Source organism: Thermosulfurimonas marina, assembly GCF_012317585.1.
In the GTDB taxonomy this organism is placed as follows: domain Bacteria; phylum Desulfobacterota; class Thermodesulfobacteria; order Thermodesulfobacteriales; family Thermodesulfobacteriaceae; genus Thermosulfurimonas_A; species Thermosulfurimonas_A marina.
This window is the reverse complement of record NZ_CP042909.1, coordinates 580,628-595,026: the sequence shown is the minus strand read 5'-3', so window position 1 is coordinate 595,026 and position 14,399 is coordinate 580,628. Positions and strand designations below refer to the sequence as shown.

Here is a 14,399-nt window from a genome sequence, read left to right as displayed (position 1 = left end):
GGTCTAACTCAACTTTGACACCCCGGGCAAAAAAATTCGCTTGTATCAACGGTTTCCGGGCATACTACCCCCGCGTTCCACAACATCCTCTCCTCCCACCTCAAGAACCCTCCCTGGTACCCTTATCCCCACCGCCTTGAATACCTCATAGGCCTTCCCCTCAAGTTCCGTCCTCACCAAGTAATTCCTCCCATCCACCGTAACCTCCACCGCCTTAAGCCGCTCAAGATCCGTCATCACCTCCTGATAACTTCCCTCGTAGCCAACCTCCCTCAGCCTCCTCATCAGCACCACCTCCAGCACAAAGGCCAAAAAACATACCATGATGTGCCCCCGAATCCGCTTCTCCGTCCAGTGATACACCGGCCTAAGATCCAGACCGCTTTTCATCTCCCGAAAGGCCCTCTCTACCTGCCAAAGTCCCCTATACGCCAAAGCCGCCTCCTCCACACTTAACCCCGCATTCGTCTCAAGCACATACTTCCCATCATATCTAGCCTCCTCCTCCAAAACCTCCCGATCAACAACCGCCGAACTCCCCTCCACCTTCAAATACCGACGATAACCCCGGTTCCCTATAAGCCCCTTAAGACCCCCGGCCTTGAGCTTCTCCTCAAGCTTCCCTACCATCTCCTCACGGGAAAGCCTCTCCCTCTCCGCCTCCTCCGGATTGAAACAAATCAGATAACGCCTCCCCTCATGCCAGACTTCCTTCACCTTAAGGTTACCCTTCACCTCCCGAAAACGCCCCCCTCTGCCCAGCACTTCCTTCATGGCCCTGAGCCTCCGCATCCTCACCCCCACCAAGTACTCAAGCCCCATAGCCTCTATCTCCTTTAACACCTCCCGACTCACCATCCCCCGGTCCGCCACAAGAATGACCCGCCTTATCCTGAACCGATTCTGTAAGTCTTTTAGCACCACCCGAAAGGTCTCTACGTCCGCCGTAGCCCCCGGAAATACCTCGTGGGCTATCGGTATCCCCTCCCGCGTCATAAGAAACCCCAATATCACCTGCACCCTGTCCGGACGATGATCCTTCGAAAATCCATACTCGCAAAACCCCTCCGCCCCTCTCCCCTCAAAATACACGCTCGCCGTGTCCCAAAACACCAAATCAAGCTCCAAATGAAATAGATCCCTTATCCTCTCAAAAAGCTTCTCCTCTATTTCCTCCTTATGATCGGCCAGAAAATCAAGAGCCCGGTAGAAATGGTGTAGCTTAAGCCTTTCAAACTCCGGCCGATAGACTGTCTCCTTCCATCCATAGGTTCCAGGTTCGAGTCCTGGGCGGCCCACCAAGCTTTCCCTTTGCGCTTATCCGCTTTCCTCGAGTTTGCCTCTCCTTAGAATGGGCCTAAGGAGGTCCTTGCATCGAAGGCTTTCCTCAAAGAGGGTAGAGGATTTCAAGAAATCCTTGGGGAAAACTTACAGAGGATTGGTGGAGATGGGGGGATTCGAACCCCCGACCTCCAGATTGCGATTCTGGCGCTCTCCCAACTGAGCTACATCCCCACCAGATTAAGCCTGACCGGAAAGAGCGGCCCGGCGCGCATTGAGCTTGGCCGCCAAACGCGAAATCTTACGGGCGGCCGTACGCCAGTGAAGGGTCCCTTTAGAGGCCGCCCGCTGAATAATGCTCTGGGCCTCCCGAAAGGCCTCTTCAGCCCGGGCCAGGTCTCCTTCCTCCAAAACCCGCAAAAACTTCTTGGTGGCCGTCTTTACCCTGGTCTTAATAGCCTTGTTACGCAGGCGCCTCTTTTCGCTCTGACGTAAAGCCTTGGCAGCGGATTTGTGCAGCGGCAAGACTAATCCCTCCTTCTGGTTTCTTGGTGCATAAAATCTATAATTTCCTTTGGGGAAGGTGTCAATATGGAGATCCGTATCGGGACTTCCGGTTGGAATTACCGGCACTGGCGGGGGGTCTTCTATCCCCGAGATCTTCTCCCCCGGCGCTGGCTGAGCTATTACGCACAATATTTTGATACCGTGGAAGTAAACGCCACCTTTTACGGCACCCTCAAACCTCAGACCTTAGCCCGTTGGGTGTCTGAAACCCCGGACGATTTTCTTTTTGCGGTTAAGGCCCACCGTTACCTCACCCACGTGAAAAGGCTGCGGGGGGTGGAGGAGGCCCTTGAGCGGTTTTACGAGACCTTGGCCCCCTTGCGGCCCAAGCTGGGCCCTATTCTTTTTCAGCTTCCCCCATCACTTTCCTATCAGCCGGAGGTGCTTGAGGCCTTTTTGGCGGCTCTTCCCCGGGATCTCCCGGTGGCTTTGGAGATCCGGCATGCCAGTTTTCATCAGGAGGACTTCTTGAAGAGATTGCGGCGCCACGGGGTGGCCCTTTGCCTTTCAGACACCGCCGGTCGTTATCCCTCCCTGCTTCTGGCCCTGACCGCCGACTGGACCTATATCCGTCTCCACGGCTCTCGGCGTCTTTATCGATCCTGTTACACTCCCGAAGAACTTAAGGCCTGGGCCGAAAGGATTCGCGCCTTTCCGGTTCAACGGGTGTATGTTTATTTTGATAACGATGCCCTGGGCTGGGCCCCGGAAAATGCCCTACGGCTTAAGGCCCTGTTGGGCCTTCCCGTGCGGCCGCTTCCGGAGGAGGCCTGGGCGGAACTCGCTAGGAGGCCGCTTGACTGATGGCACGGGTCTATCGTTTTATGGAGGTCTGTGGAACCCACACGGTTAATTTTTTCCGTTTTGGGCTCCGGAAGCTTCTCCCTCCGGAAGTCGAATTGGTTTCTGGTCCGGGATGTCCGGTGTGTGTCATGCCTCCCGAAGAGGTGGATTTTCTGGTAGAGGTGGCCCGCAAACCCGGGGTGGTGGTCTGCGCCTTTGGAGATCTTCTCAAAGTGCCAGGGAGCAAGGGCTCTCTGCGAGAAGTCCGGGCCCAAGGCGGTGGAGTGCGCCTGATCTATTCTCCTATGGAAGCCGTACACCTTGCGGCCTCCGAGCCCGAAAAGAAGATCGTTCTGGCCGGAGTGGGCTTCGAAACCACGGCTCCGGCTCATGCAGTGGCCCTACTGGAGGCCCGCAAGCGGAGGCTTAGGAACTTCTTTTTCTTTTCGGCCTTGAGGATCATGCCCCCGCCTTTGCGGGCCCTCCTTTCCGATCCGGAATTGGCTCTCGACGGGCTACTTCTTCCCGGACATGTAAGCGCAGTCATTGGCTCCCGTCCCTATACTTTCATCGCGGAGGAGTTCGGTCTCCCCGGGGTTATTACGGGCTTCGAGCCCCGGGACATGCTGGAAGGCCTGGCTCGGCTTCTGGAGTTGGCTCGATCCGGCCGGCCGACCATAGAGATCCAGTATCGGCGGGTGGTGACGCCGGAGGGCAATCCCTGGGGAAAACGCCTCCTTAAAGAGGTCTTTCGGCCGGTGGATGGTCGCTGGCGGGGTCTAGGCCTTATCCCCGGAAGCAAACTAGCCCTGGCCCCGGATTTTGAGGAATTTTCCGCAGAAAAGACCTTTTCCCTGGAACCTAAACCCCTTCCCGAGCCCCCGGGTTGTGCCTGTGGAAAGATCCTACGGGGACAAAAGCGTCCTCCGGAATGCCCCCTTTTCGGCAAACGTTGCACTCCAGAAACCCCCTATGGTCCCTGTATGGTTTCAAGTGAGGGGGCCTGTGCGGCCTACTTCCGGTTCGCGGAAAGCGAGAATCCTTGAGATCTCTCGCAGAAAGACCTCTGGAGGGATTTCCTGGAAAGGCTCGAGAGGAAGCAGCCCCTTCTGATCCAGATGGGCAAAAAGGGGTTTGGCAGGCGGGAGAAGGGGAAGAAGAGTTAGCCATTCTTCTGCAGGAAGCCCCAGGTCTATCCCCAAGGTCTCGGCCTCGAGAGGGCTTTCGAGAGGCTCTATCCCCAAGGCTTTGACCAGACGCCGGGCTTTTCTTAGAAGATGGGGTCTTCTGGCAAGAAAAATGCTGGACGGCCGCATCTCGAGAAGCTCTAAATAGCTCTGGAGGAGCCTTCTTACCCCCGGAAAAGAAAGAGGGGCTAGGGAAAGAAAGTTGGCTCCCAGGGCTAGAGAAATCCGGCCTTCAGAGCTGGCCCGATAAAAGAGTACAGGAAGTCTCAAAGAGGAGACTTTTCTGAGAAAGGTTGAGGCGGCAGGACCGGCTTCCCAAGGATCTAGGGCGAGGAGCTTTTCGTAAGGATCTTGGTGGAGATGTTGGTAAAGGAGGGCCAGCCCCGGGATTACTATGGGGCGTAGCCCTTCGGTGGCGAAAAGAAAAGCCACTCGCCAGGCCACTTCTGGCCGGTTTTCGGAAACAAGAATTTCTGGAGCAGGCCTTCTTTGAAGAAGAGTTTCCGAGAGGAAGACCACCAGGCGGGCCCCTTTAGTGGAGGGTAAGGAGAGAAGGGCCCCTCCGTGGGCTTCAATGAGATCTCGGGCTAAGGGAAGGCCCAGCCCCAGCCCTTGGGGTTTAGCGGTGTAAAGGCTTTTCCCCTGGAAAAAGGGCTCGAAGATCCGAAAGGTTAGTTCTGGAGGGATTCCCGGTCCTTCTTCCCGGACCTCTACCGAGATCCATTTCCGGCCTCGGAGATCCTCAAGGGGTTGTACCTGGAGATAAATATTTCCTCCGGGAGGGGAAAATTTTACCGCGTTGGAAAGAAGTTGATGGAAGGCTTCTTTGAGACGGACCGGATCTCCCCGCCCCTCCAGATTCTCGGGGGCTTCTACCACCACCTTGAGCCCTTTTTCCTGGATACGGGAACGAAAGCGGGCCAGGAGGCTTTCTAGCAAGGCTTTGAAGGAAAAAGGACTCTCCAGGAATTTTTCTCTGGTATAAGAAGCGGTCTTGCGCAGTTCTTCTATTATTAATCCGAGCAATTAATGTGTGACATTACATGGCATATCTGACTGCCGGAGCACGGAAGTAACTCTTCACTATCTCTGGCTGCCTTTGCGTGCTCATCAAATAGCTCCTCACGTTGCCCATCAATTCTTCTTTCGTCCGGGACCTCCTCCTTCCCACTGCGTTTGTCTTCACGTCTTGATTCAGATATTCATCCGGATTCAGCTCCGGACTGTATTTCGGTAAAAAGAAAATCTCTATCTCTTCTTTATGTCTACTCACCCACTTTGACACCTTCTTCGCATGATGTACCCTATGATTGTCAACTATCAGAAATATCTTTCTTTTTTCGTTGGATCTTATGAGTCTTCGTAAAAATTCGATAAATATCTCCGCATTAAACCGCTCCCCAAAAATCATGAATTTCATCTTCCCTCGGTTGCTTATGGCCGATATCATGTTGAACTGAAATCGCTTGCCGCTTACTTCCACCACCGGTGTTTCCCCCTTAGGGGCCCAACTCCTTCCTGCCTGATGGTCAGACCTGATCCCTGTCTCGTCTCCCCAGTAAATCTCCGCTCCTTCCTCTCGGGCCTTCTGCTTGATCCGTGGATATTCCTCCTCAAGCCACGCCTTTACTTCCTTAGGATTCTGCTCATAGGCCCGCTTCAAAGGCTTCTGCGGCGTAAAGCCCCACCGCCTCAAATACCGCCCTACCGTCCATACCGATAGCTTGATCCCAAACTTCCTCTCTATGAGCTGCCCCACAGCCTCTCTAGTCCAAAGAGCAAAGGGAAGCTTCATCTGGTCTGGACATCTGTCCCTTATGAGATTGCAAATCAGCGCCGCCTGCCAACCCTTAAGCTTTCCTCCCTTAGGTCGTCCGCGAGGTTTGGCCAAAAGGGCTTCTTCGCCTTTTTCCCGATAGATTTTGAGCCATCTTGAAATGGTCCCTCTGGCCACACCAAAAGTTTGAGCCACCTGGGTTTGAGACTGGCCATTGAGGACAGCTCGGACGGCTCTAAGTCTTATGGCTTCTTGAGCTTTTGGGGATAAATAGCGAGCGTCTTTCATAGGGGAAGACTACCACAAAAATTCTTTCATGTCATACATTTTCTGCACCTCTTAATATTTCCAGGAGCTGTCCCGAGCCTTCTGGATGTGGAGGAGCTTTTCTCGCTGTCGAGAATTCAGGGGTCCGGGGAGTTCTTCTAAGAGAAATTCGGTAAAACCAGCTATAGTAGCAAGGGGAGTGCGCAATTCATGGGCCAAAACAGCTAGCCAGCGTTGATGAAACTCTTCCAAGTAACGTATGCGGCTTTCCCGGAGATACAGACACTCTTCAAGACGCAGGCACTTTCTTTGGAGTTTTTCCAGGGCCAGCCGCTTTTTCTGTAAGGCTTCGAAGGTTTTTACGGCACAGCCCAGGACCTGAAGATAGGGGGTGAGTTGACGGAGGGTCCGGGAGGAAAAATGTTTGGGGCGAGTAGAATAAAGGTTGAGGGTCCCGCAGGGTTCTTCCCGAAAAATAGGGGAAGACAGGTCGTGGAACGAAATCCGTAAGCCAAGGCCTTCTGGCGCCAGGGAGCAAACCGAGGGGACCGGAGGATGTCACTTTCGGTCATTATATTTTTCTTGAGAAGGGCCTGGCCGGTAGGGCCTTGGGAGAGGAGGGGATCCCGAATATTAATCTGTAAACCCCTGAGGTAGCCGGCCTCTTTTCCGGAAAAGGCCCGGGGCTTCACCTCTCCCTGGGCATCCACTGTCCCAAACCATACCAAATCGGCCTCAAAGAGCTGGCGTATCCTCTCGCAGAGATGGTTATAGAAGATCCCCGGAGAGGCCTCTAAGCGCTGAAACAACTCTCCCAAGATTTCGCCTATTTGGGAGGCCCAAGAGGGTCTACCTTTGGTCACGGAGGCTTTTTACCAGCTGATAGAGTTTCGGGGGTTCCCGATCCTGGAACCTTTCCTGAATTAAGAGGATTTCTTCTCGGCTTTTGAGAAAGACCCGGGCCACCCGGGGGTCAAAATGGCTACCGGCACCTTCCTCGATGATGCGAAAGGCTTCCTCGTTGCTCATGGCCTTGCGGTAAGGACGGTCACTGGTTACGGCATCAAAGACATCGGCTACCGCTACAATCCTCGCCGCAAGGGGGATCTCGGGGCCCTTGAGGCCTTGGGGATAGCCGGTGCCGTCCCACCTTTCGTGATGATAGAGGGCCACCACCTCGCCCACCCTTACAAAACCGCTTCGGGTCCCCTTGAGGATCTCGGCCCCGATCTTGGTATGCTTTTTCATGATCTCCCATTCTTCCGGGGTGAGGGGGCCGGGCTTGAGGAGGATCTGGTCCGGGATACCGATCTTTCCGATATCGTGAAGGGGAGCGGCATAGAGGATGCTTTCCACCGCCTCTTCGTTGAGCCCCAATTTGCGGGCGATCATGGCCGAATAATGGGCTATCCGCAAGATGTGCTCTCCGGTATGCTCGTCGCGATATTCCGCGGCCCGAGAAAGCCGCACAATGACCTCTAGCGAAAGCTCCTTGATGCGGCGGTGGGCCTCCCGCAGGGCCTCGAAGGCCCGCTGGAGTTCCCGGGTCTTGCGGTCTACTTCTCTTTCTAGGGCGGCCTTGTGTTGTTTGAGGTGGTCCCGGTAGGCCTTAACCTCAAGGAGGGACTTTACCCGGGCCTTGAGCTCCGGGAGGGCCACCGGTTTGGTAAGGAAGTCGTCGGCCCCGGCCTCCAGCGCCCGGACCCGGTCTTCCACCTCGCCCAGGGCGGTGACCATGACTACCGGAATATCTGTGGTCTCCGGATCCCGTTTCAGTTCCCGACAGACCTCAAAACCCGACATCTCGGGCATCATTACATCCAGCAGGATGAGATCCGGAAGATGCTTCCGGGCCAACTCCAGCCCTTCGCGTCCGTTTCCGGCTCGAAGGACCCGGTAGCCCAGGGCTTCAAGATAATCCCCCAGGAGCTCTAAAATGGTGATATCGTCATCTACGCAGAGGATAAGGGGGGCCTTTTTTCCCGAAGCAGTGCTTCTATCCGTTTCAGATCCTCCTGGTAGTTTATGTTTAAGAAACTCCATCCTTCCGGATCCCAAGCATACCATTTTTCCGGAGGGATTCCAAGCAATTTTTCGGGAGAGAGCCCGGAGAGCCACTTTCGCACCGAACGCCCTCCGGCCTCAAGATAATTTTCAAGATCCTTCACTAAGTCCCCGCAATAAATCCCGGGAAAGGGCTCGTAGCCCTTAGTTCCCAGGAAGACCACCGCCGGAGCAGGGTCTTTTTCGAAGGTGGCCCGAAGTCCTTGGAGGAGGGTCGGCTGAATCAGGGGCTGATCGCAGGGGGCCACCAGCAGGGCCGCCTCCGGAGAAAGCCCCTTTAGGGCCGCAAGGAGTCCGGCCAGAGGGCCCGCTCCGGGCAGAGGGTCAAAGAAAATCCTCTTAAAATGGGGACCAAGAAGGGCTTCAGGCTGGTCCGGTTCTCTCAAGGAAAGCCAGATTTCCTCACAGAAGGGCTCTAAGGCCTCTTTTACCCAGAGGGCCAGGGGCCTTCCTTCAAGATGGGCCAAGGCCTTTTTTCCTCCGAAACGTCGGGCTTGTCCTCCTGCCAGAATAAGTCCAATCAAGTTTCTGCGCATGCAAAATTTTTAACCTATTTCTAAAAAATTGTCATAAGACCTTTTTTTCCGGACTTGACAGGAAAGGGCGCCCTGTTCTATAACTTCTCATGTCCTGTAGAGGGGCTATAGATTCTATTAAATTCTATTAAAAGTCTTGGAGAAGGAGGTGTGTGATGTCGCGTCTTTTGATCGAACGGCCTTTGCCGCACGGTGGGCGTCTGGTAGAAAGGGTTATTGAGGACAAAAGGGTAGCCCGCAAGCTCTGGAAGAGTTGTAACGCCACTTACGAGATCAAGCCCACCCTCCATTACGAGACCGGGGTGCCGGTGCGCAACGTGTACCGGGAGATTATGTCCATCTGCTACGGATTCTTTAGCCCGGTCGAAGGCTCCATGAAGCAGGCCGAGGTGGAGCGGGTCCTCAAGGAGCGCCGGCTTCTCAACGAGTGGATCTTTCCCTATCCCCTGGTCTTCGACATTAGCAAGGACGACCTCAACAAGCTGGGAGTAGAAGTTGGGGATCGGTTGGGATTGACTCTGAAGGGGAAGCCTTTTGCCATTCTGGACATCGAGGAGATCTACGAGATCGATCCCGAGGAGCTGGCCTACAAGACCTTTGGGGATCCGGAGGCCAATCCCGAGGTGGTGCGGGAAAAGTTTGACAAAAAGCACCCGGGATGGGTGATCTATCGCAGTCACCAGCCCTGGGTCCTTGCCGGAAAGTACACCATTATCAATCCGCCCAAGCTTAAGCCGCCTTTTGATCGGTTCTGGTTCCCGCCGCGCAAGAGCCGGGAGGAGTTTGAGAAGCGCGGCTGGCGTACGGTCATTAACCACCAGACCCGGAACGTGCCCCACGTAGGCCACGAGTTTCTGATGAAATGTGCGGCCTTTACCGGGGATGTGGAGCCCTGCCACGGCATTTTGGTCAACGCCGTGATCGGGGTGAAGCGCCGGGGGGACTATCCGGACGAGGCCATTGTGGAGGCCCATGAGGCGGTCAACAAGTATGGTTATATCAAGCCGGAGCGGCACCTGGTGAGCATCGTTCTCTGGGATATGCGCTACGGGAACCCCTTGGAGTCTCTGCTTCACGGAATCATTCGTCAGAACATGGGGTGCACCCACCACATGTTCGGGCGTGACCACGCGGCTGTGGGTGAGTACTACGATAAGTTTGCCACTCAGATCCTCTGGACCAAGGGTATTCCCAGCTTTGGCTTTCCCGCCCCGCCCACGGATGTGCCCTACGGGCTTCTCATTCGGCCGCAGAACATGCGCGAGTTCTCCTACTGCCCCACCTGTAAGGAGATGGCCTACTCGGAGACCTGCGGCCACAAACGGGAGAAGCTTTCGGGAAGCTTCCTGCGGGGCATGGTGGCCGAGGGGGTGCAGCCTCCGGCGATCATTATGCGTCCCGAAGTCTATAAAGTGGTGGTCAAGTGGTGGAAGAAGTTCGGGTATCCCTTCTGCAACGAAAAGTATGTGATCAATAAAGAGAAGGAGCTCGAGGTCGATCTGGAGGACCTCTAAACCGCAAAAATTTGGAAGGAGGGAGAAAAAATGGCCTACTTTATGGTGGTACTTTTGGACGATATGCGGATGAGCAAACTGCGGGGAACCGGTCTGGAGGAACACATCAAATATATGTTCGGAGGGGAGCTGCGGCTCCTGGAGGTGGAGGTAAATGAAGAGCTTAAGGACCGGATCCTCAAAGAGTTTGAGACTGCGCGTATCGACTCCCGGGGAGCCATTACCGATGTGCCGGTGGCCTTCATGCGCGAACTTTTCAATCAGGTGGTAGAAAAGAAGTCTCTGGGTCCGGAGGTGGTGGAGGGAGTGCTGGCCAAGATCGACGAGATCAAGGAGATGGCGGCCAAGGAGTCTGAATACCTTCCTCCCCCGGACATTGAAACCGAATAAAAGGGTGCGATTGGGGATGCTAGAAAAGAGGAAAATAGAAAGACTGGGTTTTAGGAAGGTAGATTTGCCTAAATCCTGTTTGATCTTCATGGGCGAATAAGATAAAGGAGGAAATAGCCCCGAAGAGGGGAGGCTAAAAATACGCAAAGGAGGTAGGGAGTATGCCGAGCTATGTAAATCCTGAAAAGTGTGACGGATGTAAGGGTGGTGACCGGACGGTTTGCATGTACATCTGCCCCAACGACCTCATGATCCTGGACACCGAGAACATGAAGGCCTACAACCAGGAGCCGGATCAGTGCTGGGAGTGCTATAGCTGTGTGAAGAGCTGTCCGCAGGGGGCCATTTCTGTACGGCACTATGCGGACTTCTCGCCGCTGGGGGCCTCCTGTCAGCCCATGCGGGGCACCACGGACATCATGTGGACCATCAAGTTCCGCAATGGGGTGGTCAAGCGCTTCAAGTTCCCCATCCGGACCACGCCCGAAGGTTCGGCTGATCCCACGGTGGGCAAGCCGGATCCGGACCTGAGCGCTCTGGGAGACAACCGGCTCTTTACCGAGATGGCCGACGGGGTAACCCCGGCCGTGCCGCAGAATCCGGTGGCCATCAAGTTTGCGGGGTAAGCAGAATTGATAACTTTTTCCAAAATTAAGAAAAAGGAGGGGTAATATGGGTAGGATTTGGGCTTACAATCCGGGCTTGGAGTGTGCCGAACCGGAAATCGTGGAGATGGAGACCGACATTCTTATTGTCGGTGGGGGTATGGCCGCCTGTGGGGCGGCGGTAGAGGCCGTGCGTTGGGCTAAGCAGGCCGGTCTCAAGATTGTGCTCTGCGACAAGGCGGCCCTCGAGCGTTCCGGGGCTGTGGCCATGGGTCTTTCGGCCATCAACACCTACATCGGCGAAAACACCCCGGACGACTACGTGCGCATGGTTCGTTGCGACCTCATGGGGATCATCCGGGAGGACCTTTCCTTCGATGTGGGCCGTCACGTAGACGACACCGTGCACTGCTTTGAGGAGTGGGGTCTTCCCATCTGGAAGAAGACCGAAGACGGCAAGACCCTGGACGGGGCCGAGGCCAAGGCCAAGGGGCTGACCTTAAAGGGTGGGGCCAAGCCGGTGCGTTCCGGACGCTGGCAGATCATGATCAACGGTGAGTCCTACAAGGTGATTGTGGCCGAGGCGGCCAAGAACGCCATGGACCAGATGGGCGAAAACGGAAAGATCCTGGAGCGGGTCTTTATTGTGCGGCCGCTTATGGACGCCAACGAGCCCAACCGCTGCTGCGGTGGGGTGGGCTTTTCCGTGCGGGAAAATAAGGTCTATGTCATTAAGGCCAACGCCACCTTAATCGCCACTGGGGGAGCGGTGAACATCTTCCGTCCCCGCTCTCAGGGTGAGGGTATGGGCCGGACCTGGTATCCGGTCTGGAACCCTGGCTCCGGTTACGCCATGGTCCTCATGAGCGGTGGCAAGTTGGTCCTTATGGAGAACCGTTTCGTTCCCGCCCGCTTCAAGGATGGTTATGGTCCGGTGGGGGCCTGGTTCCTCCTCTTCAAGGCCCGGGCCACCAACGCCTTCGATGAGGACTATATCGCCAAGCACAAGGGTGAGCTCGAGAAGTTCAAGCCCTACAGCGAGGCCTCGGTGGTGGGAACCTGTTTGCGGAACCACGCCATGCTCATCGAGATGAAAGAGGGCCGGGGGCCTATTTTCATGCACACCGAGTGGGCCCTGCAGGAGGCCATGAAGACCATGGACAAGAAGGAGTTCAAGAAGCTCGAGGCCGAGGCCTGGGAAGACTTCCTGGACATGTGTGTGACCCAGGCTGGACTCTGGGCCTGCCTGAACATCGAGCCGGAGAAGAAGCCTTCGGAGATCATGCCCACCGAGCCCTACTTCCTGGGTTCGCACGCCGGTTGTGCCGGGGCCTGGTGCTGCGGTCCGGACGAGGACTGGGTACCCGAGGAATACAAGAAACCCTGGGATGAGATCGGCCGTTACAACCGCATGACCACCGTAAAGGGCATGTTCTGCGCCGGAGACACGGTGGGGGCCTGCGGACACAAGTTCTCCTCCGGTTCGCACGTGGAGGGCCGGATTGCGGCCAAGGCCATGGTGAAGTTCTGTCTGGACCACAAGGACTTTAAGCCCACCCCGAGGCGCAGCCCCGAGGAGTATAAGAAGGAGATCTATGCTCCCTGGTACCGCTTCCAGGAGTTCAAGAACGCCACCACGGTCTACGAGATCAACCCCAACTACCTCCTGCCGCGGCAGATCCAGAACCGGCTCATGAAACTCATGGACGAGTATGTGGCCGGGACCTCCACCTACTATCAGACCAACAAGATCATGCTCGAGACCGGACTGGAGTTGCTCACTATGCTCAAGGAGGACATGCAGAAGGCTGCGGCCCGGGATCTGCACGAGCTCATGCGGGCCTGGGAGAACATCCACCGGGTATGGACCGCGGAGGCCCACCTGCGGCACATCCTCTTCCGTGAGGAGACCCGTTATCCCGGTTACTACTACCGGACCGACTTCCCCAATCTCGACGATGCCAGCTGGCGCTGCTTCACCCTCTCCAGCGTGGATCCGGAGACCGGCGAGTGGAAGATGGAGAAGTTCCCCTACATCCAGATCATCCCGGATCCGCTGGGACCGTAAGGTTGTAGTCTGTGAGGGGGGCCGGAAGGCCCCCCTCTTTTTTCCTTGGCTTGGACGAGGGGTTGGAAGGGCCCTTCGTCCAAGCCAAGGGTTTATCAAAACCTGGAGGAGGCGGTTATGGCTCAGGATAAGATTTTGGTGGTAGGAGGAGGGATAAGTGGCATTACGGCGGCCGTGGAAGCGGCCGAGATGGAATACGATGTCTATCTGGTGGAGAAGGAGCCCACTTTGGGAGGCCGGGTCCTTCAGTTGCGCTACTATTTCCCCAAGCTCTGTCCTCCCACCTGCGGTCTGGAGATGAACTATCGGCGTATCAAGACCAACCCCCGCATCACCGTTTACACCATGGCCACGGTGAAGGAGATCTCCGGGGGGCCGGGAAATTACAAGGTAAAGGTGGAGATCGCCCCCCGGTATGTGAACGAAAATTGCACGGCCTGTGGGGAATGTGAAAAGGTCTGCCAGGGGGAGCGGGTAAACGATTTCGATTTCGGGCTCTCCAAGACCAAGGCCATCTATCTTCCCCATCCCATGGCCTTTCCGGCCCGCTATGTGCTGGACAAGTCGGCCCTGGCCGAAGGGGATCTGGACCGGATTATGGCGGCCTGCAAGTACAACGCCATCGAGCCGGATATGCAGCCCCAGACGGTGGAATTGGAGGTGGGGGCCATTATCTGGGCCACGGGCTGGAAGCCTTATGATGCTTCCAAGCTCGACAACCTGGGCTGGGGGCGGTTTGCCAATGTGATTACCAATATGCAGATGGAGCGCTTGGCTTCGCCCACCGGACCTACCGGAGGCAAGATCCTCCGGCCCTCGGACCAGACCGAACCCAAGACGGTGGCCTTTGTCCAGTGTGCGGGCTCCCGAGATGAGAACCATCTTCCTTACTGTTCCTATATTTGCTGCCTGGCTTCCCTTAAGCAGAGTCTCTATCTGGCCGAGCAGAATCCGGAGACCGAAAGTTATATCTTTTACATTGATATCCGGACCCCGGGTCGTTATGAGAAGTTCCTCCGGCGGGCCCAGGAAGAGGCCCGGATCAACTTCATCAAGGGCAAGGTGGCCAAGATCGAGGAGGATCCGGAGACCAAGGATCTGATTGTGACCGCCGAGGATACGCTTTCCGGAAAGAAGGTCCAGCAGCGGGTAAATATGGTGGTGCTGGCGGTGGGTATGCAGCCTTCCCTGGCCGAGGGGGCGGTACCCGGGGTCTCGGTGGACGAAAACGGATTTGTGCGGGTCTCGGAGGGGATGTACGCCTGCGGGTGTGCGCGGCTTCCCTTGGATGTGATGACCTCGAATGAGACGGCTACGGCCGCGGCCCTTAAGGCCATTCAGACCATTGTAAGGGGGTAAT

The 14,399-nt window shown here is 56.0% G+C and carries 14 protein-coding genes, 1 tRNA gene and 1 pseudogene; 7 read left to right on the top strand and 9 right to left on the bottom strand.

The genetic code is table 11. The annotated features are described in order from the left end of the window. Positions 1-45: 45 nt before the first annotated feature. The 3 genes and pseudogenes from FVE67_RS03140 to rpsT all read right to left on the bottom strand — a co-directional run. Positions 46-1,281 (bottom strand): annotated as a pseudogene (locus FVE67_RS03140) (IS1634 family transposase); the annotation flags it as partial. A 158-nt stretch (positions 1,282-1,439) separates the two neighbouring features. Continuing rightward, a tRNA-Ala gene (locus FVE67_RS03135) sits at positions 1,440-1,515 on the bottom strand. 6 nt (positions 1,516-1,521) lie between these two features. After that, on the bottom strand, positions 1,522-1,806 hold the full coding sequence (rpsT, locus tag FVE67_RS03130) for a 30S ribosomal protein S20 (RefSeq protein ID WP_168719205.1): 285 nt from the start codon (positions 1,804-1,806) through the stop codon (positions 1,522-1,524). Positions 1,807-1,872: 66 nt separating this feature from the next. On the opposite strand from rpsT, the gene FVE67_RS03125 reads away from it, so the two are divergent. After that, positions 1,873-2,652 (top strand): DUF72 domain-containing protein, encoded by a 780-nt coding sequence (locus FVE67_RS03125; protein ID WP_168719204.1) that lies wholly within the window; start codon positions 1,873-1,875, stop codon positions 2,650-2,652. Next, positions 2,652-3,677, top strand: a complete 1,026-nt coding sequence (gene hypD, locus FVE67_RS03120; protein ID WP_168719203.1) for a hydrogenase formation protein HypD — start codon at positions 2,652-2,654, stop codon at positions 3,675-3,677. Before FVE67_RS03125 ends, hypD begins: the two co-directional genes overlap by 1 nt. Here hypD and FVE67_RS03115 read toward each other — a convergent pair. The 6 genes from FVE67_RS03115 to mobA form a co-directional block, all read right to left on the bottom strand. After that, positions 3,621-4,844 (bottom strand): sensor histidine kinase, encoded by a 1,224-nt coding sequence (locus tag FVE67_RS03115; protein WP_168719202.1) that lies wholly within the window; start codon positions 4,842-4,844, stop codon positions 3,621-3,623. The two genes, hypD and FVE67_RS03115, sit on opposite strands and share 57 nt — an antisense overlap. Positions 4,845-4,857: 13 nt before the next feature. Beyond that, positions 4,858-5,883 carry an IS630 family transposase gene (locus FVE67_RS03110; RefSeq protein ID WP_168719201.1) on the bottom strand — a complete coding sequence of 342 codons (1,026 nt, stop codon included), beginning with the start codon at positions 5,881-5,883 and terminating at the stop codon, positions 4,858-4,860. 51 nt (positions 5,884-5,934) lie between these two features. Then, positions 5,935-6,114: a histidine kinase dimerization/phospho-acceptor domain-containing protein gene (locus FVE67_RS09540; protein ID WP_210534643.1), complete on the bottom strand. Its 180-nt coding sequence runs from the start codon at positions 6,112-6,114 to the stop codon at positions 5,935-5,937. A 107-nt stretch (positions 6,115-6,221) separates the two neighbouring features. After that, on the bottom strand, positions 6,222-6,725 hold the full coding sequence (locus tag FVE67_RS09585; protein ID WP_425505371.1) for a GAF domain-containing protein: 504 nt from the start codon (positions 6,723-6,725) through the stop codon (positions 6,222-6,224). Beyond that, entirely contained in the window at positions 6,712-7,905 is a 1,194-nt protein-coding gene (locus FVE67_RS03100) for a response regulator (protein ID WP_168719200.1), read from the bottom strand. The genes FVE67_RS09585 and FVE67_RS03100 overlap by 14 nt, the downstream gene beginning before the upstream one ends. Beyond that, the gene (gene mobA, locus FVE67_RS03095; RefSeq protein ID WP_168719199.1) at positions 7,815-8,462 is read right to left on the bottom strand and encodes a molybdenum cofactor guanylyltransferase; all 648 of its coding nucleotides are present in this window, start codon (positions 8,460-8,462) and stop codon (positions 7,815-7,817) included. The genes FVE67_RS03100 and mobA overlap by 91 nt, the downstream gene beginning before the upstream one ends. Before the next feature lie 155 nt (positions 8,463-8,617). Between mobA and sat the strand changes: the two genes are divergently transcribed. The 5 genes from sat (at position 8,618) to FVE67_RS03070 (ending at position 14,398) form a co-directional block, all read left to right on the top strand. Further along, positions 8,618-9,976, top strand: coding sequence for a sulfate adenylyltransferase (sat, locus tag FVE67_RS03090; RefSeq protein WP_168719198.1), 1,359 nt, complete (start codon positions 8,618-8,620; stop codon positions 9,974-9,976). A gap of 30 nt (positions 9,977-10,006) precedes the next feature. Next, complete coding sequence (locus FVE67_RS03085; RefSeq protein WP_168719197.1) at positions 10,007-10,366, top strand: DUF6955 family protein; 360 nt, start codon at positions 10,007-10,009, stop codon at positions 10,364-10,366. Between the two features lie 161 nt (positions 10,367-10,527). Continuing rightward, positions 10,528-10,992, top strand: a complete 465-nt coding sequence (aprB, locus tag FVE67_RS03080; RefSeq protein WP_168719196.1) for an adenylyl-sulfate reductase subunit beta — start codon at positions 10,528-10,530, stop codon at positions 10,990-10,992. A 46-nt stretch (positions 10,993-11,038) separates the two neighbouring features. Beyond that, a complete protein-coding gene (gene aprA / locus FVE67_RS03075; protein ID WP_168719195.1) occupies positions 11,039-13,039 on the top strand; it encodes an adenylyl-sulfate reductase subunit alpha in 2,001 nt (666 codons plus the stop codon). 117 nt (positions 13,040-13,156) lie between these two features. Then, a complete protein-coding gene (locus tag FVE67_RS03070; RefSeq protein WP_168719194.1) occupies positions 13,157-14,398 on the top strand; it encodes a CoB--CoM heterodisulfide reductase iron-sulfur subunit A family protein in 1,242 nt (413 codons plus the stop codon). Position 14,399 lies beyond the last annotated feature (1 nt).

What these genes read in the sequence shown, in the direction of transcription:
- mobA (WP_168719199.1), bottom strand. Translation starts at nt 8,462, where the DNA reads ATGCGCAGAAACTTGATTGGACTTATTCTGGCAGGAGGACAAGCCCGA.
- FVE67_RS03100 (WP_168719200.1), bottom strand. Translation starts at nt 7,905, where the DNA reads ATGGAGTTTCTTAAACATAAACTACCAGGAGGATCTGAAACGGATAGA.
- FVE67_RS03070 (WP_168719194.1), top strand. Translation starts at nt 13,157, where the DNA reads ATGGCTCAGGATAAGATTTTGGTGGTAGGAGGAGGGATAAGTGGCATT.
- aprB (WP_168719196.1), top strand. Translation starts at nt 10,528, where the DNA reads ATGCCGAGCTATGTAAATCCTGAAAAGTGTGACGGATGTAAGGGTGGT.
- hypD (WP_168719203.1), top strand. Translation starts at nt 2,652, where the DNA reads ATGGCACGGGTCTATCGTTTTATGGAGGTCTGTGGAACCCACACGGTT.
- FVE67_RS03085 (WP_168719197.1), top strand. Translation starts at nt 10,007, where the DNA reads ATGGCCTACTTTATGGTGGTACTTTTGGACGATATGCGGATGAGCAAA.
- FVE67_RS03125 (WP_168719204.1), top strand. Translation starts at nt 1,873, where the DNA reads ATGGAGATCCGTATCGGGACTTCCGGTTGGAATTACCGGCACTGGCGG.
- FVE67_RS03110 (WP_168719201.1), bottom strand. Translation starts at nt 5,883, where the DNA reads ATGAAAGACGCTCGCTATTTATCCCCAAAAGCTCAAGAAGCCATAAGA.
- aprA (WP_168719195.1), top strand. Translation starts at nt 11,039, where the DNA reads ATGGGTAGGATTTGGGCTTACAATCCGGGCTTGGAGTGTGCCGAACCG.
- sat (WP_168719198.1), top strand. Translation starts at nt 8,618, where the DNA reads ATGTCGCGTCTTTTGATCGAACGGCCTTTGCCGCACGGTGGGCGTCTG.